This is a genomic window from Paenibacillus senegalensis JC66 (genome assembly GCF_000285515.1).
GTDB classification, from domain to species: Bacteria; Bacillota; Bacilli; order Paenibacillales; family NBRC-103111; genus Paenibacillus_L; species Paenibacillus_L senegalensis.
Genome location: NZ_HE610957.1, coordinates 1215104 through 1241191 on the forward strand (window position 1 = coordinate 1215104; position 26088 = coordinate 1241191).

Sequence of the window (26088 nt, forward strand, 5' to 3'; positions counted from 1 at the left end):
ACACCTCCTGAAAGCTTTGCCCGCGCAAAGCTTATCTTCGAAAGGATGATCTGCTGCGGGATACCCACATGTACTATTCGATACGAAAGCTGAAAATCCCTCTAAAACGACCAAAATTTCTCTCGATTTTCCTGTCGTTTCCATTTTCAGACGGAATTCCAGGTCCGGCACGTGGGGACTAAACCGTTTCTTTAACTCGCTCCAGAACGCGATTTAGAGCTTCATCCAGCTTGGAAGCATCCTTACCGCCCGCTTGCGCCATGTCGGGGCGGCCACCGCCTCCACCGCCGCAAATGGCAGCAGCCTCCTTGATCAGCTGTCCGGCATGTAACCCGCGGCCAACCAGATCTTTGCTTACCGCGGCAACCAGATTCACTTTTTCCTCACTTGGAGCCCCTAGGACAATTATACCTGATTCCAATTTGTTTTTCAGTTCATCCACCATGCTGCGCAGTGCTTCCATACCCGAGACTTCAACCTTGGCAGCCAGTACCGATATACCGTTAATATCTTGAATTTGCCCTGTTAAGCTGCCCGCTTCGTAATGACTCAGCTTCGAACGCAAAGATTCATTCTCGCGGCCGGCTTCACGCAATTGCTGCATTAGACCTTCTACCCGGCGGGGCACCTCAGCTAAGTTAGTTTTCAATAGTGCAGCGGTCTGCTTCAACAAATCGAGCTGCTGATCAGCATAGCGGAACGCATGACGTCCAGTCACCGCCTCAATCCGGCGAATACCTGAACCAATCCCGCTCTCGCCAAGCAGTTTGAACAGCCCTATTTCGGATGTACTGTCTACATGGCAGCCGCCACACAGCTCAATGCTGTAATCGCCGATACGCACAACACGGACAACTTCACCATATTTTTCTCCGAACAGGGCCATTGCCCCCATAGCCTTCGCTTCATCAATGGGCATGGAAGAAATATCGAGCATCGTCCGATTCCATATTTGCTGATTAACCCTATATTCGATATCCTGCAGTTCCTCTTCGCTAATCGCACCAAAGTGTGAAAAATCAAATCTTAGTCGCTCCGGAGCGACCAGAGAGCCAGCTTGGTTGACATGATCTCCCAATACATCCTTTAATGCGCGGTGCAGCAGATGGGTGGCCGTATGATTTTTGATTATATCCTGGCGCTTAATTCTATCAACCGCAGCTTCCACATTATCATTCAGCTTTAAAGTGCCCTCGGTAATGAGTACGAGCAGTACATGCTGTCCGTTAGGGGCTTTGCTAACCTCTTCCACTGCCGCTTTCACACCGCCGCCGATCAGCTCTCCTGTATCGCTGACTTGACCGCCGGATTCTGCGTAGAAGGGAGTCCGGTCCAAAACTACCTGACACCGCTGACCTTCCCCGCACTGTTCGGCCGCCTCTCCTTCCGCAAAGAGGGCGACGACCTTAGCAGTAGTTACCAACTCATTATATCCAACAAACTCACTTTTAACCGTCAATTCTGACAGCGGCCCCCCCTGAACCTTCATGCTTTCGGTATCCTGTCTGGCTGCGCGAGCTCTATTTCGCTGCTCCTGCATCGCCTTGTCGAACCCGTCCTGATCCACCGTAAGTCCCTGCTCTTTGGCGAAGTCCTCGGTCAAGTCGAACGGGAAACCGTAGGTATCGTACAGCTTGAAAGCATCAGAACCGCTGATTTCATGCTTGCCTGCACTTTTGGCCTGCTCGACCATTGCGGACAGGATCGCCAGACCGTCACTCAGCGTTTCGTAGAAACGTTCTTCTTCCGTGCGAATGACTTTGGCGATAAATTCCTGCTTCTCAGCAACCTCGGTATAGTAATCTCCCATCACCTTGGCTACAACTGCGGTCAATTCATGGAGAAATGGTTTGTCCATGCCAAGAACCTTGCCGTATCGAACTGCTCTCCGCAGCAGTCTGCGGATAATGTAGCCTCTCCCTTCGTTAGAAGGCAGCACCCCATCACCTACGGCAAATACAACCGTACGGATATGATCAGCGATGACCTTGATGGCGACATCCTGCTCTTGGCTGCTTTTATAGGCAACGCCTGTAATGGAGCAAATTCTCTCAATAATAGGGACGAACAAATCCGTATCAAAGTTTGAATCCACATTTTGCAAAATCGAGGCAAACCTTTCAAGGCCGGCTCCCGTATCGATGTTTTTATTGGGCAGCGGCGTATAGGAACCATCCTTGTTGTGGTTGAATTGGGAGAATACGAGGTTCCATACTTCTAGAAAACGTTCATTTTCTCCGCCCGGCCAGCACTCGGGATCATTCAAATCGCCATAAGCGTCTCCCCTGTCATAAAAGATCTCGGTACACGGTCCGCAAGGCCCTTCGCCAATGTCCCAAAAATTGTCATCCCCCAGCTGATAAATGCGCTCTTTCGGAATGCCTATTTTCTCACTCCACAGACGGTAAGCCTCATCGTCTTCCTTATACACCGTGACCGACAAACGGTCAGGGTCAAACCCGATCCACTCTTTGCCGGTTAAGAACTCCCAGGCCCAAGTGATTGCTTCTTCCTTGAAATAATCTCCTATTGAGAAATTCCCCAGCATTTCAAACATGGTATGGTGGCGTCTTGTTTTGCCTACCACCTCAATATCATTGGTGCGGATACATTTTTGCGCGTTGGCAATTCTCGGATTATCGGGCTTTACCCGGCCATCAAAATACGGCTTCAACGGCGCCATTCCGGCATTAATCCATAGCAATGACGGATCGTTATGCGGAACCAGAGATGAGCTCGGCTCAATCTTATGACCTTTGGAAGCAAAAAAGTCAAGCCACTTCCGACGGATTTCACTAGCTTTCATTACTACATTCCTCCTACAATAATTATGCAAAATGCTATTGTAAACATTGGATTCTCAGGCCTAAACCGGCGATCATGAGAAAAAGCCGGACAACAAAAATCGCCCCTGAATGACAGGGACGATAGATATCGCGGTACCACCCTGGTTATTGCCTGTAAAGCAATCTCCTCGAAAGAGAGATAACGGCTCTCAACCGGCGGAGTTCATCCGCGCTCCGAAAACAGCTTTCACCATTCTTCAACCGAAAGGTTCTTCCAGCCCGCACAGCTTGGTGTACAGGAACCTTCTCTCTGACGGTGGGCTCTGATGAATAGAATTCGTCCTCGCTTTAATCCGATGTTCAATTCCCCTTTATGCACCACATTATAGCTGTTTGTTCCGGGGAATGTCAAGAAATGGCGCTCCTTGTGGGCTGTCTGTCCATCCCCCGGCAGAGCCAAAGGGTTACTTAAGAGCAAACCGCTTTCTTCTCAAGTAATACTGCCGCACATGCTGGAAAATGACCTTCAGCACTGCCAGGCACGGAACGGCCAGAATGAGCCCGACTATGCCCGCTAATTCCCCGCCAATCAGCAAGGCCAATATAATAGTTAAGGGATGCATGTGAAGCGTTCTGCCTACAACTTGAGGAGAGACCACATTGCCCTCTAAAATTTGCACAATGGTATTGACAATCACCACATACAGCACCATCTTCCAGGAAACTGTGGCGGCCATCAGGATGGCAGGCGCTGCTCCAAAGAACGGGCCGATATAAGGAACGATATTAAATATGGATACAATTCCTGCCAGCAGCAGCGCATAAGGCATGCCGATCAGCCAATACCCAATATAAGCCAGAGCACCGACGATGACTGCAACCAGCAGCTGGCCGCGTATGTACTGACCTAGCGCCCGGTCCATATCGAGCAGCATCCTTATGATGGATTTACGGTGGCTTGCGGGAACAAACGTGATTACGCTTTTCTCAATTAGCTTGAAGTCTTTCAAAATGTAGAATGCCAAAAACGGAATGATGAAGGCAACCAGGAGCATGCTAAGCGTATTTCCAATTCGATCGATATACTGGGATATGGCGGTAGACAGAGAATTCTGCAGACGACTTAACGACTGCTCGATTCCTTGGCGAACCCCTTCTGGCAGCAAGGGATGATCACTTAAAGAAGTGACCATCGTTTCCGCTTTTGCTGTCATTTTCGGTATGTGCTCATTTAATTCCATCATCTGCGCCTCCACGATTGGAATAAGATTAACGAGCAGCACTCCGAGAATAAGCAGAAATACGGCATAAATTAATAAAATAGCTACCGTTCGCGGCATTTTGCGGCTGGTTAGCCGGTTCACAACCGGATTCAGCACATAGGAAATGATCAGTGCAACAATGAAAGGAGTAAGCACAGTACGCAGAAAGCGATAGATCCAGAGAAGTATAGGCTTATTAAGCAGGAGCATATAGGCTATGCTCAAGCCGATTAACACATAGGCGGCAAGGCCAAACCAGCGGCTCTGGTAAAATGGCTTCATGATCAATCCTCCGGATGATACTAATCAAAGCATGATCGTAAACATGTTTTGGTTAGTATGGCTTTGCCCGCTCCTGTTTTATTCTTTATCTTCGAACCTGCAGCAGGATATAGCGCCTTTAAATTAAAAACATCCGGCTTTCCATCAGGGGGCTCCTTGGGTAGTAACCGCCTCATGAAAAACCGGATGAATCCCTTTGCTCTAATTGATTTGAACCTGGTCTTGGCATTCCTCTTCGAAAAAGAGATCGTCTAATGAGCTTAATGTACCGTCTTCTTCAACCTGATAGACTGACATCTTCTCTCCGTTAACCGTTAATTCAATAAAGCAGCCCCAGCAATAAAACTGATGGGAACCAATTTTACCAATATCTTTTGAATTGCAATTTGGACATCTCAGCATGTTCTCACCCTATTCCTTAATATCATTTTGGATCGTTCGGATTTACAGGCACCAGGTTACCTTATTCCACAATTTTTCACTAAGGAAATAGGGGGAATTCCGGCCTCCTCGCATCGTTCGCTAAACCTACCGCATCCATTAAATCCTACTAGTCATTTATCCAAAATTGAAACAGCATAAACCTAGCAAGCAAAAATTTTTTTAAAAGAGTTACAACAGCAGATCGGACGAGCAAGCCGGCCTGTTGCGTAAAAGCTTCTTCCTCGTTCGAACGATCCTCGTTCCCGTTATTTCCAGTGTTTCACATTTGATTGAAAGCTATACCTGGCTTTATATAGTTGAACGATTCATTGTTGAAATATAAATTGTGACTTATCTCAGCAGCCTGCCTCCGGGAGGGGCCTGCCAGTGTGAACCAGCATGCCTTTCTTCATACTGCAGACGACTATTCTATGTTGTACGTAGACGCTGGACGATGGTTGCAGTTTTTGCAGCGGCTGTACGAACCTCTTCCAGCGTTGTATCAGGTCCAAAGCTGAAGCGAACTGCTGATTGCAGCTGCTCGGCCGGCAGGTTCATGGCCTTCAGCACATGAGAGGGCTCCAAAGCCCCGGACGTGCAGGCTGAACCACTAGCAGCAGCGATTCCTTCTAAATCCAGATTCATGAGCAAGGTTTCGGTTGAAACACCTGGAAAACTGACATTAAGGATGTGGAGTAGCTTATCTTGTGGATGGCCATTTATGACAAATCCCGAGGAGGATAGTTCGTTGGTCCAAATTTCAAGCATTGCCTGTCGCAGCTGAAATGCATGGTTATTATTTTCGCTTTCGTGCCGTACAGCTCTTTGAAGTGCAGAGGCAAAGCCTACAGCAAAAGCAACGTTCTCTGTCCCTGCACGGCGTTTGCGCTCCTGTGACCCTCCGAACAGTCGGGGGTGAAGCCTGATCCTGGATGAGCAATACAGCAGGCCGATTCCTTTCGGCCCCCCGAGCTTATGCGCGGAGAAGCTCATGAGATCAACGGGCAAACGCGCAAGATCCAGGCTTAGGTGACCAGCGGCCTGCACGGCATCAACATGAAAAGCAATGCCTTTGGAGCGGGCAAGCTCGCCAATCTCGAAAATCGGCTGAATCGTGCCTACTTCGTTATTCGCGTACATAATAGAAATAAGAACCGTGCCCGGCCGAATAGCGCGTTCAATATCCTGCAGATCGACCTGTCCATAGCGGTTAACAGGAACGTAGCTGACCTGGATTCCATGTTGTTCCAGCTCACTGCAGGCATGCAAAATAGCGTGGTGCTCAATCTGTGAAGTAATAATATGGGGGGGCGGCTCGTTTCCAACCAGACTGCCGGTTACACCAAATAGCGCCAGGTTGTCGCTTTCCGTTCCGCCCGATGTCCATATTAACTCTCGCGGTGTACAGTTAAGTATTGCCGCAATTTGCTCCCTCGCCCCGTTCAAAGCGCGATGGGCTTCCCGGCCGAATGCGTGAACGCTGGAAGGATTGCCATGCACCTCAGTCAAATAAGGCATCATATCCTCCAGAACATCACGCCGCAGCGGGGAAGCAGCCGCATGATCCAAGTAGATTCTATTCATTGGATTAAATCTCCTGATATCCTTCGTAAATTAATATCAATCAGCATTTGGCACCGGTACTCCAGCCTAGCTTTTGACAAGATATAGGGCAAGTTTAATTGATCCTATCTCCCGCTGCCGCTTAAGGATGAAATAGAATGACTGCGAAATGCTTAAATATAAAACATGTAGCTGTCGGATGTCCCTGGATCCGAGTAGGAAATCAGCTGAGATAGTGTGGTCGAGTCCAAAACTCCGGCGATGCTGTCACGAATGCGAATCCACAAATCTCTCTTCGCAGGATCATCCTCCTCGGTAAAATCGACCGGGCTGATCGGCCCCTCCAGCACCCGAATAATATCCCCAGCGGTGATTTCTTCGGCAGGCCGGCTTAAAATATATCCACCATAAGCTCCTCTTACACTCTTCACCAATCCCGCATTTCGCAGCGGAGCGATCAACTGCTCCAAATAATGCTCGGAGAGCTGATGTTTTTCTGCAATGCTTTTAAGGGAAGTAGGGCCTTCTCCAAAACGGATAGCAAGCTCCATCATAATGGTTAGTCCATAACGCCCTTTAGTTGAAATCTTCAAAAAAAGCACCTCGTTATTTAAATATAGTAATTATTACTTGTAGGATGTACCATCTAGTATTGCCAAAATCAATAGCGGCTATAAGTCTGCTACGGCGTAATCGAAAGACTTCACGAACCCCAATTCACAAAACGATAGAATGTCCCGGAAAATGTACCGCTCGCCAGGCAAAAAAGCAGATGATCTCAGCAAAAATCCTAATTGTCTATATTACTATATGTTAACACAGAATTGTAAAGCCTGAAAGTGATTCCTTGACAGATCCATGAATTCATTTGCGGCAAAACCGATTTGCTTGAAAAGGATAAAAATGTGGTAGAATAAAGGGATAACCGAAAGCAAAGCGGGGGGATTAATGATGAGCAAGCCAGCCCATAACACCCGGGTCGTTCTTGGCATGTCAGGCGGAGTGGATTCCTCTGTTGCCGCACTACTGCTCAAAGAACAGGGCTACGAGGTAATCGGGATTTTCATGAAAAATTGGGACGATACGGATGAATTCGGCCACTGCTCCGCTGAAGAAGATGCGGAAGACGTGCGCAGGGTCTGTTCCCATATCGGTATCCCTTACTATACCGTCAATTTCGAAAAAGCTTATTATGACAAAGTATTTGCCTATTTTCTTGACGAATATCGGCGCGGCCGCACCCCTAATCCGGATGTCATGTGCAACCGCGAAATCAAGTTTGGCGATTTTATGCGCAAAGCAATGGAGCTCGGGGCCGATTATATCGCAACAGGCCATTACGCTCAAGTTGCCGAGCGGGACGGAAGCTACCGACTGCTGCGCGGAGTCGATTCGAACAAGGATCAGACCTACTTCCTCAACGCTTTGAACCAGAGCCAACTGTCCAAAACAATGTTTCCTATCGGGCATTTGCCGAAGCCGGAAGTCCGGGCGATTGCCGAGAAAGCCGGCCTGCCGACTGCGAGGAAAAAAGACAGCACCGGCGTCTGTTTTATCGGCGAACGGGATTTCAAGGAATTTCTGAGCCATTATCTGCCCGCCCAGCCCGGGGAAATGAGAACACTGGACGGTGAGCTAAAAGGACGCCATGACGGACTAATGTATTATACGCTTGGCCAAAGGCAAGGACTTGGAATTGGCGGCTCCGGAACCGGCGAACCGTGGTTTGTTGCCGGCAAGGATTTGAGAAACAACATTCTTTATGTAGTACAGGGGGATCACCCAAGCCTGTATTCTACTTCGCTGATGGCTACCGGAGTGAACTGGATTAGCGGTCAATCGCCTGGCCGCACTTTGCATTGTACGGCCAAGTTCCGTTACCGTCAGCCGGATCAGGAGGTTACCGTAACCGAGCTCGCCGCAGATAAAGTCCGGGTCGATTTTGCCCGCGAGCAAAGGGCTATCACTCCCGGACAAGCCGTTGTTTTTTATCAAGGCGAAGAGTGCATTGGCGGGGGAACGATAGATACGGTCGAATCGCTCTCCCCCATTCCCCATTTGGAAGCAGGAGAGCCCGCACGCTAAGCTGTATTTTTTTCACAGTCAAGCAAGACTCGGATAAGTGCGCTCCGCGAGGATAACCGCAGCTGGTCCCTACCGGACCCGGCTGCGGTTTCTTTTTTGCTGATTCATTCGCATCTTCTCTTCCATCCCCTGCTCGTTTGCTTCAAAGAAAATCTGCCCCGTTAGCTCGTCCGGCAAATACTGCTGCTCCACATAATGATTAGGATAATCATGCGGATATTTGTAGCCTTGATGCCCCAGTTTTTGTGCCCCGCTGTAATGAGCATCCCTCAGATGCAGCGGAACTGCAGCCGAAGAAAAGCGCTGCAATGCTTCCTCTACACGGCCAAGCGCAAGCGGAAGCGAATTCGATTTCGGGCTCTCGACTGCAAACAAGATGGCTTGCGCGATACCATACTTCGATTCCGGCCAGCCGATTTTGTGATAAGCGTCCATAGCTGTAACTGCTTGAATCATCGCCTGGGGATTGGCCAGTCCGATATCCTCGCTGCAAGCCACGATCAAACGGCGCAGGAACACCATCGGATCCATGCCCAGCTTCTCCACCGCATAAATAAACCAGAACAGCGCCGCATCGCTGGAGCCGCGGATGCTCTTATGAAAAGCGGACAGCACATCATACTGCGTTGATTTATCCGCCTTGACGGTAGGGTGGCGAATAGATTCCTCCGCTACTTCAAGCGTGATATGAATGTTTCCGTCTGCCGCCGGCGGCGTGGTGAGGGCAGCCAGTTCTAAAGCCTGCAGCGCCCGGCGGATATCCCCGTTAGCTACATGGGCAATGTGCAGCAAAGCTTCCTCATCAGCTGCAAGCGGTAAACTGCCCAATCCCCGCTCCTCATCAGCCAGTGCCCTCCGAAGAGCAATCAAAGAGTGCTCCTCGGTTAACGGCTTCAATTGAAACAAGGTAGAACGCGACAGCAGAGCACCATTCACATGATGATAAGGGTTCTCGGTTGTTGCCCCGATAAAAATAATCGTGCCCTCCTCTACTGAAGGAAGCAGCGCGTCTTGTCTTGCCGTATTAAAGCGGTGCACCTCATCGAGAAAAAGAATCGTCTTCGTCCCGTACATCGCCTTCTGGTCCCGTGCGCGGTCAATAACCTCGCGTACGTCCTTGACCGAGGCGTCTACCGCGTTTAGCCGGACAAACTCCCCTTGGGATTGATTGGCGATAATATGCGCCAGTGTTGTTTTTCCGGTTCCCGGGGGACCGTACAACAGCAGCGATGTCACCTGATCGGCCTCAATCGCCCGGCGCAGCATTTTTCCTTCCCCCACAAGATGCTCTTGTCCTATATATTCCGATAAGTCCCGCGGCCTCATTCGGTCCGCAAGCAATCGTTTCTCGGAAGCCGAAGAAGAAAACGAAAATAAATCCATCGCTAGCTTCCCTCCATTAGTTAATCAGGTAAAATTTTTTTGAATGATCAGGAAAAAATACTATTGCAGTTACCCTGTACCTAAGAGTATTACGCATATGCTAAGCTTGAAAATAATAGAGGTTCAGCAAAAAAGCATGCCCTCCCTTGAAATTCAGGAAGGGACATGCTCTATTATACCATGATTTGAAATCGGGTAAGGATGCCGCTTGATTCCCGCGAATGAAATCAGGTTGGGAGGCTACTCGATTCCTGCTTTGGCTAACAGGTCTTTAACGGCCACACTAACCATAATCAGTCCGGCTACTGGCGGCACAAAAGCGTTGCTCGCTGGCGGCTGCTTCGCCTTGCGGATCTCGGGCGCATTGTCAGGCACGATTTGCTTGGTAACATCCTGACGCGGCTTCGTCGGCTCTTCGGTCGAAAAAACCACCTTGACCCCTTTGCGGATCCCTTCCTTACGCAGCTTCTGGCGAATTACACGGGCAATTGGATCCATCGTCGTCCTGGAAATATCCGCTACCTGAAAACGGGTCGGGTCCATCTTATTAGCCGCTCCCATGCTGGAAATCAAGGGGATATCGCGTTTGAGACACTCCTTGATCAAATGAATCTTGTAGCTGATCGTGTCCGAGGCATCGATCACATAATCGAGCGGGTAAGCGAATAGCTGTTCATACGTCTCTTCGTTATAAAACATTTTCAAGGCTACCGCATCGCATTCGGGATTAATGTCCTTGATCCGCTCCCTCATCAATTCGGCCTTCGGCTTGCCCACCGTAGAGAGCAGAGCGTGCAGCTGGCGATTCACGTTCGTAATATCCACGACATCTTTATCGATCATTATGATCCGCCCAACACCTGTCCGGGCAAGCGCCTCTACCGCGAATGAGCCGACACCGCCGACTCCCAGCACGGCAACCGTGCTGCCCTTCATAACGTCAATGCCTTCCGGTCCGATGGCAAGCTCTGTTCTGGAAAACTGGTTAAGCATAAATGATTGTACCCCCTTCGTCCAGATTGGCTGCTATTTGCCCGACGGCTGCTTCATAGCCACGCGAATCGACAACTGCTCCAGCTGCTGCTGATCGACTGTTCCCGGGGCATCGGTTAGCAGACATGTGGCGCTTGCCGTTTTAGGGAAGGCAATCGTTTCACGCAGATTGCTGCGTCCTGCCAGCAGCATGACCAGACGGTCAAAGCCAAAGGCGATTCCGCCGTGCGGAGGAGTTCCATATTCGAATGCCTCTAACAGGAAACCAAACTTCTCTTTGGCTTCCTCAGGTGAAAAGCCGAGAGCCGCGAACATCTTCTCTTGCACCTCTCTTTGGTAAATCCGCATGGAGCCGCCGCCCACCTCGTACCCGTTCAGAACAAGGTCGTAGGCCTGAGCGCGGATTTTACCCGGATCCGTGTCAAATAGAGGAATATCTTCTTCCTTCGGACGCGTGAACGGATGATGCTCTGCGACATAACGCTTTTCATCCTCATCGTAGCCAAGAAGCGGGAAGTCCACGACCCAAGCAAACTTGTATGCTTTTTCATCGATTAGTCCCAGGTCTTTACCGAGCTTCAAACGCAGGTTGCCCAGTACATCAGCCACGACCTTCGGCGTATCGGCGGAGAAGACTAGCAGATCCCCTTCTTCCACCTGTAATTTCTCGGTTAACGCCGCTTTTTCCTCTTCGCTAAAAAATTTGACGATAGGCCCTTTCCATTCTCCATCCTTCACCTGAATCCAGGCCATACCTTTCCCGCCATAACGGACGGCAAACGGCTGCAGGTCATCCAGCTCCTTGCGGCTCCAGGAAGCACAGCCTTTGGCATTCAGAGCTTTTACCAAGCCACCCTTGGAGGCTACAGTTGAGAATACCTTTACGCCGCTGTCCTTGACGATATCGGTGACGTCAACCAGCTCTAGCCCAAAGCGTAAATCCGGCTTATCCGAGCCGTATTTGCCGATAGCATCCGCATAAGTCAAACGCTGGAACGGGCGGGGAATGTCCACGCCGACGGTTTCTTTAAACAGCTTGACCATCAGCTCTTCCATCATATCGTGCAGCTCTTGCTCGGAAATAAATGACGTCTCAATGTCCACCTGGGTAAACTCCGGCTGGCGGTCGGCACGCAGGTCCTCGTCACGGAAGCAGCGGGCTATCTGATAATAGCGTTCCAGTCCGCCGACCATGAGAAGCTGCTTGAAAATTTGCGGAGATTGCGGCAGCGCGAAAAATTCACCCGGATGCACCCGGCTCGGCACCAAATAATCGCGCGCGCCCTCCGGCGTGCTTTTCGTCAAAATAGGAGTCTCCACCTCGATAAACTCTTTCTCATCGAGGAAATCGCGGAAAATTTTGGCCGCTTTTGAGCGCAGTCGCAGCGTATTTTGCATTTCTGGACGGCGAAGATCCAGGTAGCGATATTTCAAGCGAAGGCTTTCATCGATCTCAATACCGTCTTCAATAAAAAACGGCGGGTTCTTCGCTGCATTGATTATTTCAATTTCTGTAATTTGAACTTCAATCTCACCGGTAGCCAGGTTCGGATTTTTGGTCTCTTCATCTCTTTCGACGACTTTCCCTTTAACGGCGAGCACATACTCATTCCGGGAGCGATCACCGATCTGCAATGCTTCTCCTGAGAAATCAGGGTTGAAGACAATCTGTACGATTCCCGTACGATCGCGCAAGTCTATGAACAGAACCCCCCCTAAGTCACGGCGTCTTTGTACCCAACCGTTAAGAATAACCGTTTCCCCTACATGCTCCTTGCTCAGTTTTCCGCAGTGATGCGTTTTTAACATTGCCATTGCTGCTTCCTCCTTGAATCGATTTAAAATAACAGAACGAGTATGAATGAACCTCGAAAACGGAAAAGACCTTACTTCTAAGTGCAAAGGGCTGAGCCTCTAAGGGCAAAGAGCTGAGCCTCTAAGCGCTGAGGGCTTAGTCTCTCGAATGAGGCAAAATAACTGCCGTTATTGTTTGAGCTTTATCGCCAGCTGATCAAACGGTACTGACTGCTGCTCGCCGGTAGCCATTTCCTTTAAAGCGACCACGCCGTTGTTCAGCTCATCCTCTCCTATAATCGCTGCGTAACGGGCTAAAGCGCGGTCAGCTGCCTTGAATTGAGCTTTCATCTTACGGCCCATGTAATCTTTCTCGGCGGCAATGCCTTGTGAACGCAGCTGATGCAGCAAGCTGACAGCTTTCTTCTCCGCCTCTTCGCCCATCGGGATCAGATAAACATCAAGCGGTGCAGAAAGTGAAAGCTCAACCTCCTGCGTTTCAAGCAGCAGCAGAGTCCGCTCCAGCCCCAGTCCAAGGCCAACCCCCGATTGATCACCACCGCCAATATCCCGGACCAGCCCGCTATAGCGGCCTCCGCCGCCAATCGTATCGATCGCTCCGATTCCGGCAGCCTTGTATTCGAAAGCCGTGTAAGTGTAGTAGTCAAGGCCTCGCACCATCCTCGGGTTAACGACAAACGGAATCTCCATCTCGTGCAAAGCGGCTTTAACCGCCTCAAAATGCTTCGCTGCATAATCATCCAAATGATCAAGCAGACTGGGAGCATCGCCAAAGCGATGGGAATCAATTTTGCAATCGAGCACACGGAGCGGGTTTCGCTCCAGCCGGCTCTGGCAATCCTTGCACAGCTCTTCCTTCATCGGCTGAAGGTAGGCAATGAGCTGCTCGCGGAATTGAGCGCGAATTTGCGGTGTGGCCACGGAATTGATCTCCACCGTCACCCCGCGGATGCCTACTTCCTGGTAGAAGCTGTAGCCCAGCGCAATAATCTCTGCATCCAAGGCCGGGTCCTCCGAGCCAAAAGCCTCCACCCCGAATTGGTGAAGCTGCCGGTACCGTCCCGCTTGCGGCTGCTCATACCGGAACATGGGACCAATATAGTATAGCTTGGTGACGTCAGGATCGCTGTACAGCTTATTTTCCACATAAGCCCGGGCTATGCCCGCCGTACCTTCCGGCCTCAGGGTGATACTTCTTTTCCCTTTATCCTCGAACGTATACATTTCCTTCTCTACAATATCGGTCGTTTCGCCGACTCCGCGTTGGAAAAGCTCCGTATACTCAAAGATAGGCGTGCGAATCTCCTTGAAATTGTACCTGCGGCATAGATCTCTTGCCACTTGTTCGAGATACTGCCATTTCTCTATCGTTCCAGGCAGTAAATCCTGTGTGCCTTTCGGCTTTTGAAACGCCATGTCCGTTCCCTCCTTATTAATTAACCCCTGTTTCCTTTTGATCTAGATTTGTGACGAGACACTGCCGGAGATGCAGCACCATACCGCTCATTACTTTGTGAATCGGGATGATGTTCTCCGAGTTGTTCTCCGGATGATCCGAGTTGTTCTCCGGATGATCCGAGTTGTTCTCCGGGCCGTTCTCTGAGTGCTCTACGAGGCAGGCTCTGGTGTCCTGCGGGCGGTCCTGTGAGACAGGCCTGAGATGTTCACTAGGGTGTTTTCCAGGATGACTTACGCTAACGCTCACCCTCGCTCTTATTTGGCAATAAAGGCGAGGGTTTTATTTCTAACTCTTCTCCTCGCCTCCTCGCTCTTATTTGTGACAACAAGGCAGAAAAATCGCGATTTTAGCAAAATATGGACGATAGCAAGCGTTAGAATGTATATCCCCCTGATTTTGTCCAAATAAGGACCACTGCGAGCGTTACAGTTCGCAAGGGTACTGAGAACATGAGGTAAAATATAAAAAAACCCCCGTCCCGGCCTTAAGCCTGGGACGAGGGATTGTTTACAATCTCCCGTGGTACCACCCACATTCGGAGCAGTTACCTACCTTGCAGTTACGCGTCCATCGTTTGCATGAACAGCTGCTGCTTCTGCTTCCGCACTTGACTCGGTTAACGCCCGACATACGCATGCTGGCTAATGACGTCCATTCCGAATGGAATCACGATGTTCACCAGCTGTCCTCCGGGAGGTCTTTCGTCCAATCATCCTCTAGGAAGCTTCCAGCCCAAGGCTTCCTTTCTCTGACGAGGTGGGGTCGGATTACTCTTTCCCATCTGCAGGATTTGCTTATTGTACGCTAGTATGTACCAGCTTGTTTAAAACTAAACCTAATAAATTACAGCACGAACACGAATAAGGAATGCAAACATGCTGTGGAATAAAATAGATTGTAACGCGGCCCCCGGCAGATGTCAAGGTTTTTGCTCGATTATCAGCTGAATGCAGAAAAAAACCTACAACACAAAGTTTGTAGGCCGTTAAATATTATCTATTACAAAAGGGGTCAGTTCTAAGTATAGCCAAGCAAAATTACGAAACGATGATCGTTATATTACAGTTTGATTACATGGGGGAAATAAAATCATTTCATAAACAACTTCATCGTCGTAAGCTGAAGCTGTCTGTTTTATTGAGTTAAAAATCAATTTCCCCCTGCTTGTCCAAAATGCTGTAAAGCAGCATGAATACATCACCGTTCGTCAGCTTCTTGCTATTTTTAATGCTCTCGAATGCTTCAGCTGCAATCAAGTCTCTTTCCACCAGCTCTGCCTGAGCCTCATCCGCACTAATATTCATCTGCAGGCCAAGCGCCTTGACAATCGTTAGACAGGCCTGCTCCAGGGTTAGAGCTTGCTCCGCCGGATTGTTGATGCCTGATACAGCGGATGATGGATTCGTCACAAAAGTGTCGGGAAACACTTTGCTGCTCAAATTCAACTGGTTAACAAGACGCTGCGGATTCGAAATATCATCCAGCGCAAAGTTGTTGTCATAACCGCCAACGGTCAACGCCATGTATACGGCAGCCTTAAGTCCCGGATAAGCTGGATGCTTCATATAGGCTAACGTTTTGGGCGTATACGGCTGGACGTCCATACCTTGGTTGTTGATCCTCTCCTGCAACAGGGCAATGGCTTCCTCCGACTCGGCGAGCTGGCGGAACGTCATGTTCTTCTCCATCGCTACCTTGGCTGCGGCCCCAGCCGATTCAGCAGTGCCCATACCCGTAGGAATAACTCTGGCGCTTCCGTGGGGAAGCGTATCGTAGCTCGCCGCTTTGCCGACAACCAGCAGATTGTCTACTTCAAGCGGCACGATGCTGCGGAACGGAATCGCATATTTGACCGGGTTCAGCACTACCGCCCCATTATCTTCAGGACTGGTTCGCTGTATGTCTACCGGATATGAGCCGAAGCCGATCCGGTCCCAATGGTCTTTATTTTCCAGCACATCAACAATGGACAAGCGATACATGCCCACCATATGACGGCTTTCTCTTACATACAGCTCCGGTGCTGTAGCATCCAGCTCTAGGTCAGCAAATTCCGGATAAAGGTCCTGCATATGCTTCAGGATGTTAGGCAGCTCGTCTTTGCCGATTTGAAAAGCTTCTTCTTTCGATTTCGGATCAAATGGGTCAACTCCGAAAATTTGCAGCGCATTAATCAATATCGTGTCGTCATTTTGCCGACCGATGTTCAGTCCGCGCATTTTCACACGCTCTTTATTAACCGCGGGATATTTCTGCATTTCTCCAAATCCCCAGGCTGACATTTCTGTCGTTCCTGTGTTGGGATCACCATCGGCCGCAAGTCTTTTTTCGACCTTTTTCCAAAATTGATCATCCGCATTTTTCAAACGGAACACGAGAGTAACCGCCATACGCGATTCCACATCGCCCAAATCCTCTCTTCCTACGGTAAAAGGAACGCCTGCGGCATAGCCGATATCTCCATCCTGCGTTGCGTCAATCACGTAGCTCGCCTTGACGGTTTGCTCTCTTCCATCAGCAAGCTTAAGCGTAACACCTTCCACAGCTTTCCCGTCTTGATCATCTGTCGAGACAATAGGCTCTATAGATTGAGCCTTGAGCAGCAGATCCAAATTCTCCTCTTCCTTGACCAGTTTATAAAAAGCGTTGGCCGCCGTAGTCACATCAAACGAGTCTCCTTCAACCATCGCATACCATTCCGAAAAAATTCCCTCATTAAGTACCGGCTTCCGGGATCCGCCAGAACCTTTCTTCTCCTCGTCATAGTTCATATCGATCGTGTTCAGCCAGCCGAGGGTCATCAGACCGCCGAGAATTTCCCGGTCATAACCATCGACCAGCAATGTGTTAAGTCCATTGCGTGATGCAGAGAGTGCGGCAGCAATCCCTTCGGGATCTGTTCCGACTACAATGACATCATATTGCTCCTTGGCCTCTGAAAGGTATTCCACTTGTTCCAGCTGCTGCGGCTGGCGGGCAGAAGAAGGGGGGGATTCCGGTGCAGAAGGCCCCGCATTCTGCTGGGCTTTAAAATACAGCCACCCTCCCCCGCATCCCAAGAAGACAGCTAATAGAACGATTAATAGTGTATGTTTACTGCGCAAATCGGTTTCCTCCAATATCTCTATGTTTGTCGACATCAATAACTATACCCGCAGCTCTTAAAAGCTAAATAAAGGAATACTTAAGAAAACTTAAACAAACCCATAAAAAAAGCTTAGAACGAAGCCTGCTCTAAGTCGAATAACCCGGTATTAGCGGTAACTTTTTATGCCAATCAGAAAGCAGGTTTTCGGGTTTTTGAAATCCTTTTGCTTTCTGATGTGGTAAAAAAAGCTTAGAACGGAGTCTACTCGAAGACGAATAACCCGGTATTAGCGGTAACTTTTTATGCCAATCAGTTGATTCACAGAGAAAAAGCTAATCGGGGGCGAGTTATTGTAAGAGCAGGAAGCAAACAAAAAGAAACACCCTCTGCTAGCCAAGCAAAGGGTGTTGATGATATTGGGAAAAGCACAGTAATAGATTAAAATCTAACGCCAACCAATCTTTCCAGCACGTCTTTAAAAATCATATAAGATTCTCCATTGGTCAGCTGGTTCTGATCTTCAATAAAATCAACCGTTTCTTGACGCAGCAGACCCGCATTTATTAATTCAGCCTGCGCCTCTTCAGGTGCAGCCTCTAAGCCGACAGCGTAGGCGATCGTCAGGCTGGCCTGCTGCAGCGTCAGCGGCTGGGAAGCGGGTTCCTGCATGTTAGCAATGGCTTGTGAAGGATCCGATTTGAACGCTTCCGGATAGACCCGCTTGGCTAAATTCACTTGATTGACAAACCGCTGCGAATTGCTCTCATCATCCAGATAGAAGTTGTTGTCATAGCCGCCGGTTGCCATTCCGAGATAAACCGCAACTTTTAGACCAGGATACGCCGGATGTTCCATATAGGGCTGTATCTTCGGTGTGTAAGGCTGTACATCCATCCCCTGATCGTTAATCAAATCCTGAAGCTTCTTGATCGCTTCACGAGACTCCGCCATTTCCCGGAAGGTCAAACCTTCTTCGATCGCTACTCTCGCGGCCGCACCAGCCGATTGCGCAGTAGCCATTCCGGTTGGAATAACGCGGGCGCTTCCGTGAGGCAGTGTATCGTAGCTGGATGCTTTTCCGACAACAAGCAGATTATCTACGTGCAGAGGCACGATGCTGCGGAACGGAATCGCATATTTGACCGGGTTCATAACGACAGCACCGTAATCACTTGGACTCGTCCGTTGGATATCAACGGGATACGAGCCAAAGCCAATGCGATCCCATTGATCTTTGTTCTCCAGCAGATCAAGGATCGTCAGGCGGTACATTCCCTTCATATGGCGACTCTCACGTACATACAGCTCCGGCGCGGTTCCGCCGAGCTCCAGTGGTGCAAACTCAGGATAGAGCTCCTTCATATACTTCAGTATATGCTTCAGCTCCGCTTCAGCTATTTCCTTGGCCTCGGCTTTAGAGGCAGGATCATAAGGGTCAACGCCAAAAATTTGCAGCGCATTGATCAGAATCGACTCATCGTTCTGACGCCCGATGTTCAATCCCCTCATCCGCAGCCGCTCCGCATTTTGCGGCGGATATTCCTGCATCTCGTTAAAGCCCCACGCTGACATCGTAGTAGTTCCATAGTTAGGATCATTCAGATCAGCAAGACGTTTGGTGATCGCCTGCCAGAACTCTTCATCGGCATTTACCAAACGGAATACTAATGTTACCGCCATTTGCGATACCGTGTCGCCCAGATCTTCCCGCCCAAGCGTAAATTGTACGCCAGCTGCATAAGCAAAATCCGCATCCTGGGTAGCATCAATTACTGCCTTAGCTCTTACCGATTGAGGAGTTCCATCCTCATGCACAACGCGGATTCCTTCGATCGCCGGTTCTTCCGTACCCTCCGCCATTAATGGCTCAATTTCCTGAGCCATCAGCACAAGATCAATATTGTCTTCGGCACTCACCAGCTCGTTGAAGGCGTTGGCCGCCGTCGTTACGTCAAAGGAATCTCCTTCAACCATATCGTACCACTCGGAGAAAATCCCTTCGTTCAAAACTCCGTGCCGGCCCCCTGGCAACGTTGCCTTTTTGTCTGCATCATAATTCAAATCAATTGTGTTTAGCCAGCCAAGTGTCATCAAACCGCCTAAAATTTCACGGTCATGCCCGTCAATCAAAAGAGTTTTCAAGCCGTTCCTGGCTGCTGATATTGCTGCGGCAATACCTTCAGGATCGGTTCCCACCACTATAACGTCATATTCTTCTTCCGCCCGGTCCAAATATTCTACCTTTTGCAGCTCCTGGGCTTCCGGGGTTGACGTTGGTCCTCCGCCGCCGTAAATCGCCTTGTACAGCATCCAGCCTCCGCCTGCAAACAGCAGAACAGAGACGGTGACAATTAAAACCAGCCATTTGTTCCTTGCCATGAAGTCCCTCCATATATACAAAAATAAAAATGCAAATACCTTGCATAACTCGGGTTACTATCCGCAGGCAACAAAATATAGTCAAGGGAAAACCGAATTGATCTATATCCTGCCTGACATACCTCCACTGGATTTATGCAAAATACTGAGCAAACCAGTTTGCTTGAGCCGAAAATAAATTATGCACTCCGTCCTTAGCCAGTATTAGATAAAACTAGCCTAGCACGAGAGGCGCTCTATTCCATTACACTGGAAAGCTTTGCAGAACAATAAGCCTGATCCAGCATCTGCAGCTTCTTGTCTACATAAGAACGGTAATTTTCAATGTAAGCTGACGGTTCCTTTGGATTCGGGAAACGTTCTATTTTGCTGACTTCACCTTGTTCTTCTCCGTGAAACACTATTTTGCTAACAGCTCCGCAGCCAAGCCCAATAATCGATTGACGCTCCTCCATCATAAGAATATTGTACAGGCTTTCCCTGTTTTCCAGTGAATAGCCGACATTCTCGAGATTGCCCAGGATGTTTTTCTGCCTATAGAGATAGTAAGGCTTGTAGCCGTGACGTTCGGTGAATTGCTCGGCCAGGATCATCATCTCTCTAATTTCATCCCGCTCCGCAACCTCATATTCCCCGCGGTTTTTGGTCATTTTTGACGCCCTTTTGAATGACAGCGTATGTACGGTTAACGATTCAGGCAGCAGCTTCGCCGTTTGCTCCAGCGTGTGATTGAATTGTTCGACCCCTTCATTTGGCAGGCCAATAATCAAATCCATGTTGATATTATCCAGCCCCATTTCCCGGGAGAGCATGAATTTCTCCACGGTTTCTTTCACAGTATGGTGGCGCCCGATAGTATCCAGGGTTGACTGGGTGAAGCTTTGCGGGTTGATGCTTATCCGATCAACCTTCCATTTCCTCATCACAGCGAGCTTGGCCGGGGTAATCGTATCCGGCCTTCCAGCCTCTACAGTCAACTCACGCACCTTGTCCAAGGCAGGGAAAGCCTCCTGCATGGTTTGGAAAAGCGAGTCCATCTCTTCGGCCTCTATGCTGGTCGGTGTTCCTCCTCCCCAATAAATGGTCGTTACGCCTAGTCCGGCCTGCTTCAGCCAACGGCCTGTCTCGCGGATTTCATAATGCAGTCCTTGCAAAAATCCGTCGACCGAGCCATTATTACCGCGAATATCATAAGCGGGAAAGGTGCAGTACGCACACTTTGTCGGGCAAAAAGGAATGCCAATATAAATGCTGACTTCCTTATCCAGCGCGAAAAAGTCAGGTATTACTTTCAGCTGCCGCTCTGCGATCTCGGACAGCAAGGCGACTTTGGGCTCGGTAACCAAGTACTGCTCGCGCAAAATTTGCTGACTGGTCTCCATTCCATGCTCTTTAAGCAAATTATGCATTAATTTGGTTGGACGCACACCGGTTAGGATTCCCCAGGGCTGTTCCATTCCTGTTGATTCCCTAAGCACCTGCAGAAGAGCATAGAGGATTACGCGCTTAAAAGCTCCGCGCCGGGATTCCCCTTCCCCGACGAGAAGCTGGCTGTGCGAGTAATTCCAGCTGCCGCTTCCATCCATCATCGCCAAACGAACCTTGCAGGAAGCCTCGCGCTCCGGCTCTCCTTCATAGGCTTCCATCGTCATAGCCCAATCAGCGTCGGCAGCATCGCCCCACTCAATTGTTGGTTGTTCATAAAAAAGTCTGATTACATTAACAATCTCTGTTGAAAAATCATCAAATCCAATTCGCGTAATGGCTGCTTTCAACCACGGCACCTCCGTGCGCTCCTGCCCTGCAGGACTAGTTCAGATTAAAGTGTAACATAAGATGTATACAGAAGAAAGAACCGGGGCTCGTTTACTCCGGTTCTTTCCCGAATTGCATTTATAAGCAATTGTTATGAGCGACCAGGACTTTTATAGGTCCACTTTATCGCTGACGGCTCATGTCCTTGGCCCTTCCTTTCCGGCCATTCCTGCATTTCTTGAAACAGACGGCATTCTATTCTGCCAGATGGAGGAATGCATTGAAGTACTCCTTGAACGGCTTGCTCCATGATCGATTGGCGCAAGGGCGATAACCTCCCGTTTTACCGGTTGTGTTTGTTTGGAGTAGCTTCCCCCTTTTCCCCCGGGATTATGAACGACTCACCCGATCACCGTCAGCTCTGCCGACTATCCAGAATTAGAGTAACCGGACCGTCATTGACCAGGGAGACCTCCATCATGGCACCGAATATTCCGCTCTCTACCGCTAGCCCTTTGTCCGCCAGGTATTGATTAAATTGCTCGTAAAGCGCCTTGGCCGGCTCGGGTCTGGCAGCCTCTGTAAAGCTGGGCCTTTTCCCCTTACGGCAATCACCATAAAGAGTAAACTGGGATACCGACAAGATTTGTCCGCCTGTATCCAGTACAGAGCGATTCATTTTGCCCGTTTCATCCTCAAAGATACGCAGGCCGCTAATCTTGTCCGCCAAATAGAGAGCATCCCGTTCCGTATCCTCATGTGTAATTCCAACCAGAAGCACGAGCCCATGGTCAATTTGCCCGACAATCCTGCTCTCTACCTCCACCTTGGCCGCTTTGCTTCTTTGCAATACTACTTTCATTAAGTCATGCCCCTCTTTCCTTCCATTCCTGCTGCCAGGTTAGGCGCAACAGCCGCAAAGGGCAGCTCAAACCGCCTATGCCTGCATAATCCGCTGCACGGAGTAGACATCCTGCAGCCGCTTGATCTTCTCGACAACGGAATGCAGATGGTCTGTGTTGCGAATAAGGATGGTCATATGAATTTGCGCCAGCTTGTTTTTATCAGAGCGCCCGGAAACGGCAGAGATGACTGTCTTGCTCTCCGATACGGCTTGCAGCACTTCATTGAGCAATCCGTAACGATCATGTCCGGTAATTTCAATCTCGACACTGTAGTTGGCTTCCACCGAATCAGCCCACTCGATTTCGATTACGCGGTTGCCCTCTTCTCCCTCTGTATCGGGAATATTCGTGCAGTCCGCACGGTGCACCGAAACCCCGCGGCCGCGGGTAATATAGCCGATAATCTCATCCCCTGGAACCGGATTGCAGCAGCGGGCAAACCGCACCAGAAGGTTGTCCACCCCTTTGACCCGAACGCCATGAGTGGGGCGGCTTTTCTTCTCCGGTGACGACTTGACCTCCTTCACCTCACTGCTGAGCTGGTAGTTCTGCTCCGCTGATTCCTTGCGCAGCTTCTCAGTAAGGCGCGTGACGATCTGGGCTGCAGTAATGCCACCAAATCCGATAGCAGACAGCATGTCTTCAATATCGTTGAAGTTGTACTTGCCGGCTACCTCGAGCAGCTTGTCATCGCTCATCCAAGCCGCCGGGTCAAGACCAAGGCGCTTCAGCTCCCGTTCCACAGCGTCTCTTCCCTTGGCCACGTTTTCTTCCCGCTTTTCCTTCTTGAACCACTGCTTGATTTTGTTGCGGGTATGGGAGGACTGGGCGATTTTCAACCAGTCCTGGCTTGGTCCGTAGGAATGCTTGGATGTCAATATTTCAACAATGTCTCCATTATTGAGCTTATGATCCAGCGGAACAATCCGCCCGTTTACCTTCGCTCCGATCGTCCGGTTTCCAACCTCCGTATGAATGCGGTAAGCGAAATCAAGCGGCACCGAGCCAGCTGGCAGCTCGATTACTTCGCCTTTAGGCGTAAACACAAAAACGAGATCGCTAAAAAAGTCCATCTTCAACGATTCCATAAATTCGGACGCGTCTTTGGCTTCGTTTTGCAGCTCAAGAATTTCCCGGAACCAGTTCATCTTTTCCATGAAAGAGCCGGAAGGCACCGCGCTGCCTTCCTTATACGCCCAGTGTGCCGCGATTCCGTATTCCGAAGTCCGGTGCATTTCCCAGGTGCGAATCTGCACTTCCAGCGGCTCCCCTTTAGGGCCGATCACAGTCGTATGCAAAGACTGGTACATATTGGTTTTGGGCATGGCAATGTAGTCCTTGAATCTTCCGGGCATAGGCTTCCACAATGTATGAATGATGCCAAGGGTAGCGTAACAATCCTTGATATTGTCCACGATGACCCGGATCGCCAGCAAATCATAGATCTCGTTAAACTGCTTTCCGCGTGCCGTCATTTTCTTATAAATGCTGTATATATGTTTGGGACGACCCGATATATCGCTCTCGATGCCCATTTCGGATACTTTTTCCTTAATCTTAATGATGACGTCCTTAATATACTGCTCGCGCTCGGTCCGCTTCTTCTGCATTAAGTTCGCAATGCGGTAATACTTCTGCGGATTCAAGTAGCGCAGAGCAATATCTTCCATTTCCCATTTTATTGCGGAAATACCAAGACGATGGGCAATTGGACAAAAGATCTCCAGGGTTTCATCCGCAATCCGACGCTGGCTTTCCTCCGACTGATATTTCAAAGTACGCATATTGTGCAGCCGGTCGGCAAGCTTTATCAGAATTACGCGGATATCTTGTGCCATAGCAACAAACATTTTCCGGTAGTTTTCGTTTTGCTGCTCCTGCTTCGATTTGAATTTGATTTTCTCGAGCTTCGTTAATCCATCCACGAGCATAGCGCAGGTTTCGCCAAAATGTTCTTTTAAGGTATCCAGAGAAACCGTAGTGTCTTCCACGACATCATGAAGCAGAGCAGCGATGACTGATGTCACATCCATCTGCATGTTCACTACGATATCAGCAACGGCTAACGGATGCAGAATATACGGCTCCCCGGACTTCCGCACTTGTCCATGATGGGCCTTCTCCGCAAATTCGTAAGCCTCTTTGATTTTGTTAAGGTCCTTCTCCTTCAGATAGGTTGATGCCTTCTCCAGTAAGTGCTCAATCCCCATTCCCAAACCCTTTCTCGCTTATGTCCATTTTTATTCATTATGCGCTTCTGCCGGGCTCCCGTCAAGAATCGCCGCAAACTCGGCCTTTCAGCAGCGATTCGCCAACATTTTTCTTTTCAAAAAGACAAACTATATAGTAAGATATCTCCTGGATTTAAAATCGTGTAAGGAGGAAACGCTTTGCAGAAAACTATCGGCGTGGACGAGCGTCCACCACTACTTAAAAGCTTGCCTTTAAGCTTGCAGCATTTATTCGCCATGTTCGGCTCCACTGTCCTCGTACCGATCCTGTTCGGAGTCGATCCGGCTACCATTCTGCTGATGAATGGGATAGGCACCTTGCTTTACCTGATTCTTTGCAAAGGCCAGATTCCAGCATATCTTGGCTCGAGCTTCGCTTTTCTTTCCCCGGTTTTTGTCGTGCTGAGCGGGGGCAATTATGAAATGGCGCTTGGCGGCTTTATCGTCACGGGGGTTATTTTTTCCCTGGTCGCCTTAATCATCCGAATGGCAGGTACAGGCTGGATCCACGTCGTCTTTCCTCCTGCAGCTATGGGCGCAATCGTTGCGTTAATTGGATTGGAGCTCGTACCGGTCGCAGCGAAATTAGCCGGATTCATTCCCGACGCGGGTGAATCCGAGACGTGGAGCCCTGATCCTAAAGCGGTAACCGTCTCGTTAATCACGCTGGGCGTTGCGGTTTTAGGAACGGTAGTATTTCGCGGCTTTTTGAAAATCATCCCTATACTCGTATCCATTTTTGTCGGCTACTTTGCAGCGTGGAGACTGGGGCTGGTTGAATTCACTAAGGTTATAGAGGCCAATGTCCTGGACATGCCCACCTTCTATACGCCTCAATGGGATTTGGCCAGCATTTTGATCATTGTTCCCGCTTCCCTTGTCGTTATTGCCGAGCATGTCGGCCATCTGATTGTAACCGGCAATATCGTAGGCAAAGATCTGACCAAGGAACCCGGCTTGGACCGCTCGCTGCTCGGAAATGGACTTTCCACCATTTTGTCCGGATTTGTTGGCTCCACTCCTAATACGACCTATGGAGAGAACATTGGCGTCCTTGCCTTAACCCGGGTGTACTCGGTATGGGTCATTGGCGGAGCCGCAGTGATTGCTGTCGTTCTTTCTTTCTTCGGCAAAATATCTGCTGTCATCATGACGATTCCTGACCCCGTTATGGGCGGCGTTTCCCTGCTCTTGTTCGGTGTTATCGCCGCTTCCGGCATACGGATGCTGGTCGAAGCAAAAGTGGATTACGCGAAACCGACCAATATTATTTTGACCACCGTTGTTCTGGTTATCGGAATCAGCGGAACCACATTCTCATGGGGCAGCTTTGAATTAAAAGGCATGGCCTTGGCTACCGTCGTTGCTATTGTACTAAGCTTGCTTCTTCGTCTGCTAACCGCATTTAAGCTGACGAATGACAATGAGTAAGAGACCAAACCATTAGAGATAACCCCACAAAGTGCACTTTCACTTCGCAGCTTATTCAGGTGGTGCTTAGCGGGGGTTAGCGGGGGCCCTGAAATCTTTATATGCTCTATAGGCTGAAGAAAAAAGCAAGGGGCTGTCCAATAAGTCCCCAAAATAAATGGACGGAAAACCGTAATGTTTTCCGTCCATTTTTTTGTTTGTCTATTTTCCCGGAAAGTAGTCAGGCGGATACCTGCCACTTTCAATAG

General features: G+C 49.5%; 18 protein-coding genes. 3 read left to right on the forward strand and 15 right to left on the reverse strand.

Going from position 1 to position 26088, the window contains the following annotated elements; genetic code table 11:
• Positions 1-178: 178 nt before the first annotated feature.
• From alaS to cymR, 5 genes are all read right to left on the reverse strand, one after another.
• The gene (gene alaS, locus PSHG_RS05730; RefSeq protein WP_010270667.1) at positions 179-2806 is read right to left on the reverse strand and encodes an alanine--tRNA ligase; all 2628 of its coding nucleotides are present in this window, start codon (positions 2804-2806) and stop codon (positions 179-181) included.
• Positions 2807-3250: 444 nt separating this feature from the next.
• Entirely contained in the window at positions 3251-4330 is a 1080-nt protein-coding gene (locus tag PSHG_RS05735; RefSeq protein WP_010270670.1) for an AI-2E family transporter, read from the reverse strand.
• A 201-nt stretch (positions 4331-4531) separates the two neighbouring features.
• The gene (locus tag PSHG_RS05740; RefSeq protein WP_010270673.1) at positions 4532-4732 is read right to left on the reverse strand and encodes a hypothetical protein; all 201 of its coding nucleotides are present in this window, start codon (positions 4730-4732) and stop codon (positions 4532-4534) included.
• 450 nt (positions 4733-5182) lie between these two features.
• The gene (locus PSHG_RS05745; RefSeq protein ID WP_010270677.1) at positions 5183-6337 is read right to left on the reverse strand and encodes a cysteine desulfurase family protein; all 1155 of its coding nucleotides are present in this window, start codon (positions 6335-6337) and stop codon (positions 5183-5185) included.
• A 152-nt stretch (positions 6338-6489) separates the two neighbouring features.
• Complete coding sequence (cymR, locus tag PSHG_RS05750) at positions 6490-6909, reverse strand: cysteine metabolism transcriptional regulator CymR (RefSeq protein ID WP_010270679.1); 420 nt, start codon at positions 6907-6909, stop codon at positions 6490-6492.
• A gap of 358 nt (positions 6910-7267) precedes the next feature.
• Between cymR and mnmA the strand changes: the two genes are divergently transcribed.
• On the forward strand, positions 7268-8401 hold the full coding sequence (gene mnmA / locus PSHG_RS05755) for a tRNA 2-thiouridine(34) synthase MnmA (protein ID WP_010270682.1): 1134 nt from the start codon (positions 7268-7270) through the stop codon (positions 8399-8401).
• Positions 8402-8470: 69 nt separating this feature from the next.
• Here mnmA and PSHG_RS05760 read toward each other — a convergent pair whose 3' ends face one another.
• From PSHG_RS05760 to PSHG_RS30400, 5 genes are all read right to left on the reverse strand, one after another.
• A complete protein-coding gene (locus tag PSHG_RS05760) occupies positions 8471-9784 on the reverse strand; it encodes a replication-associated recombination protein A (protein ID WP_010270683.1) in 1314 nt (437 codons plus the stop codon).
• Between the two features lie 240 nt (positions 9785-10024).
• Positions 10025-10777, reverse strand: a complete 753-nt coding sequence (locus PSHG_RS05765) for a tRNA threonylcarbamoyladenosine dehydratase (RefSeq protein ID WP_010270685.1) — start codon at positions 10775-10777, stop codon at positions 10025-10027.
• Positions 10778-10810: 33 nt separating this feature from the next.
• Positions 10811-12586 carry an aspartate--tRNA ligase gene (gene aspS / locus PSHG_RS05770; protein WP_010270687.1) on the reverse strand — a complete coding sequence of 592 codons (1776 nt, stop codon included), beginning with the start codon at positions 12584-12586 and terminating at the stop codon, positions 10811-10813.
• Positions 12587-12760: 174 nt separating this feature from the next.
• Complete coding sequence (gene hisS, locus PSHG_RS05775; RefSeq protein WP_010270693.1) at positions 12761-14008, reverse strand: histidine--tRNA ligase; 1248 nt, start codon at positions 14006-14008, stop codon at positions 12761-12763.
• A gap of 16 nt (positions 14009-14024) precedes the next feature.
• Positions 14025-14297, reverse strand: a complete 273-nt coding sequence (locus PSHG_RS30400) for a hypothetical protein (RefSeq protein WP_148497648.1) — start codon at positions 14295-14297, stop codon at positions 14025-14027.
• Between the two features lie 307 nt (positions 14298-14604).
• Between PSHG_RS30400 and PSHG_RS30405 the strand changes: the two genes are divergently transcribed.
• A complete protein-coding gene (locus tag PSHG_RS30405) occupies positions 14605-14859 on the forward strand; it encodes a hypothetical protein (protein ID WP_148497650.1) in 255 nt (84 codons plus the stop codon).
• 334 nt (positions 14860-15193) lie between these two features.
• Here PSHG_RS30405 and PSHG_RS05780 read toward each other — a convergent pair whose 3' ends face one another.
• The 5 genes from PSHG_RS05780 to PSHG_RS05805 form a co-directional block, all read right to left on the reverse strand.
• Complete coding sequence (locus tag PSHG_RS05780; RefSeq protein ID WP_010270694.1) at positions 15194-17155, reverse strand: FAD-dependent oxidoreductase; 1962 nt, start codon at positions 17153-17155, stop codon at positions 15194-15196.
• A 422-nt stretch (positions 17156-17577) separates the two neighbouring features.
• Positions 17578-19518 (reverse strand): FAD-dependent oxidoreductase, encoded by a 1941-nt coding sequence (locus tag PSHG_RS05785; RefSeq protein WP_010270697.1) that lies wholly within the window; start codon positions 19516-19518, stop codon positions 17578-17580.
• 236 nt (positions 19519-19754) lie between these two features.
• Positions 19755-21302, reverse strand: coding sequence for a coproporphyrinogen III oxidase (locus tag PSHG_RS05790; RefSeq protein WP_010270699.1), 1548 nt, complete (start codon positions 21300-21302; stop codon positions 19755-19757).
• A 386-nt stretch (positions 21303-21688) separates the two neighbouring features.
• The gene (gene dtd / locus PSHG_RS05800; protein WP_010270700.1) at positions 21689-22135 is read right to left on the reverse strand and encodes a D-aminoacyl-tRNA deacylase; all 447 of its coding nucleotides are present in this window, start codon (positions 22133-22135) and stop codon (positions 21689-21691) included.
• A 75-nt stretch (positions 22136-22210) separates the two neighbouring features.
• Complete coding sequence (locus PSHG_RS05805; RefSeq protein ID WP_010270702.1) at positions 22211-24388, reverse strand: RelA/SpoT family protein; 2178 nt, start codon at positions 24386-24388, stop codon at positions 22211-22213.
• A 180-nt stretch (positions 24389-24568) separates the two neighbouring features.
• On the opposite strand from PSHG_RS05805, the gene uraA reads away from it, so the two are divergent.
• Entirely contained in the window at positions 24569-25840 is a 1272-nt protein-coding gene (gene uraA, locus PSHG_RS05810; RefSeq protein ID WP_010270704.1) for a uracil permease, read from the forward strand.
• The last annotated feature ends 248 nt before the right edge of the window (positions 25841-26088 follow it).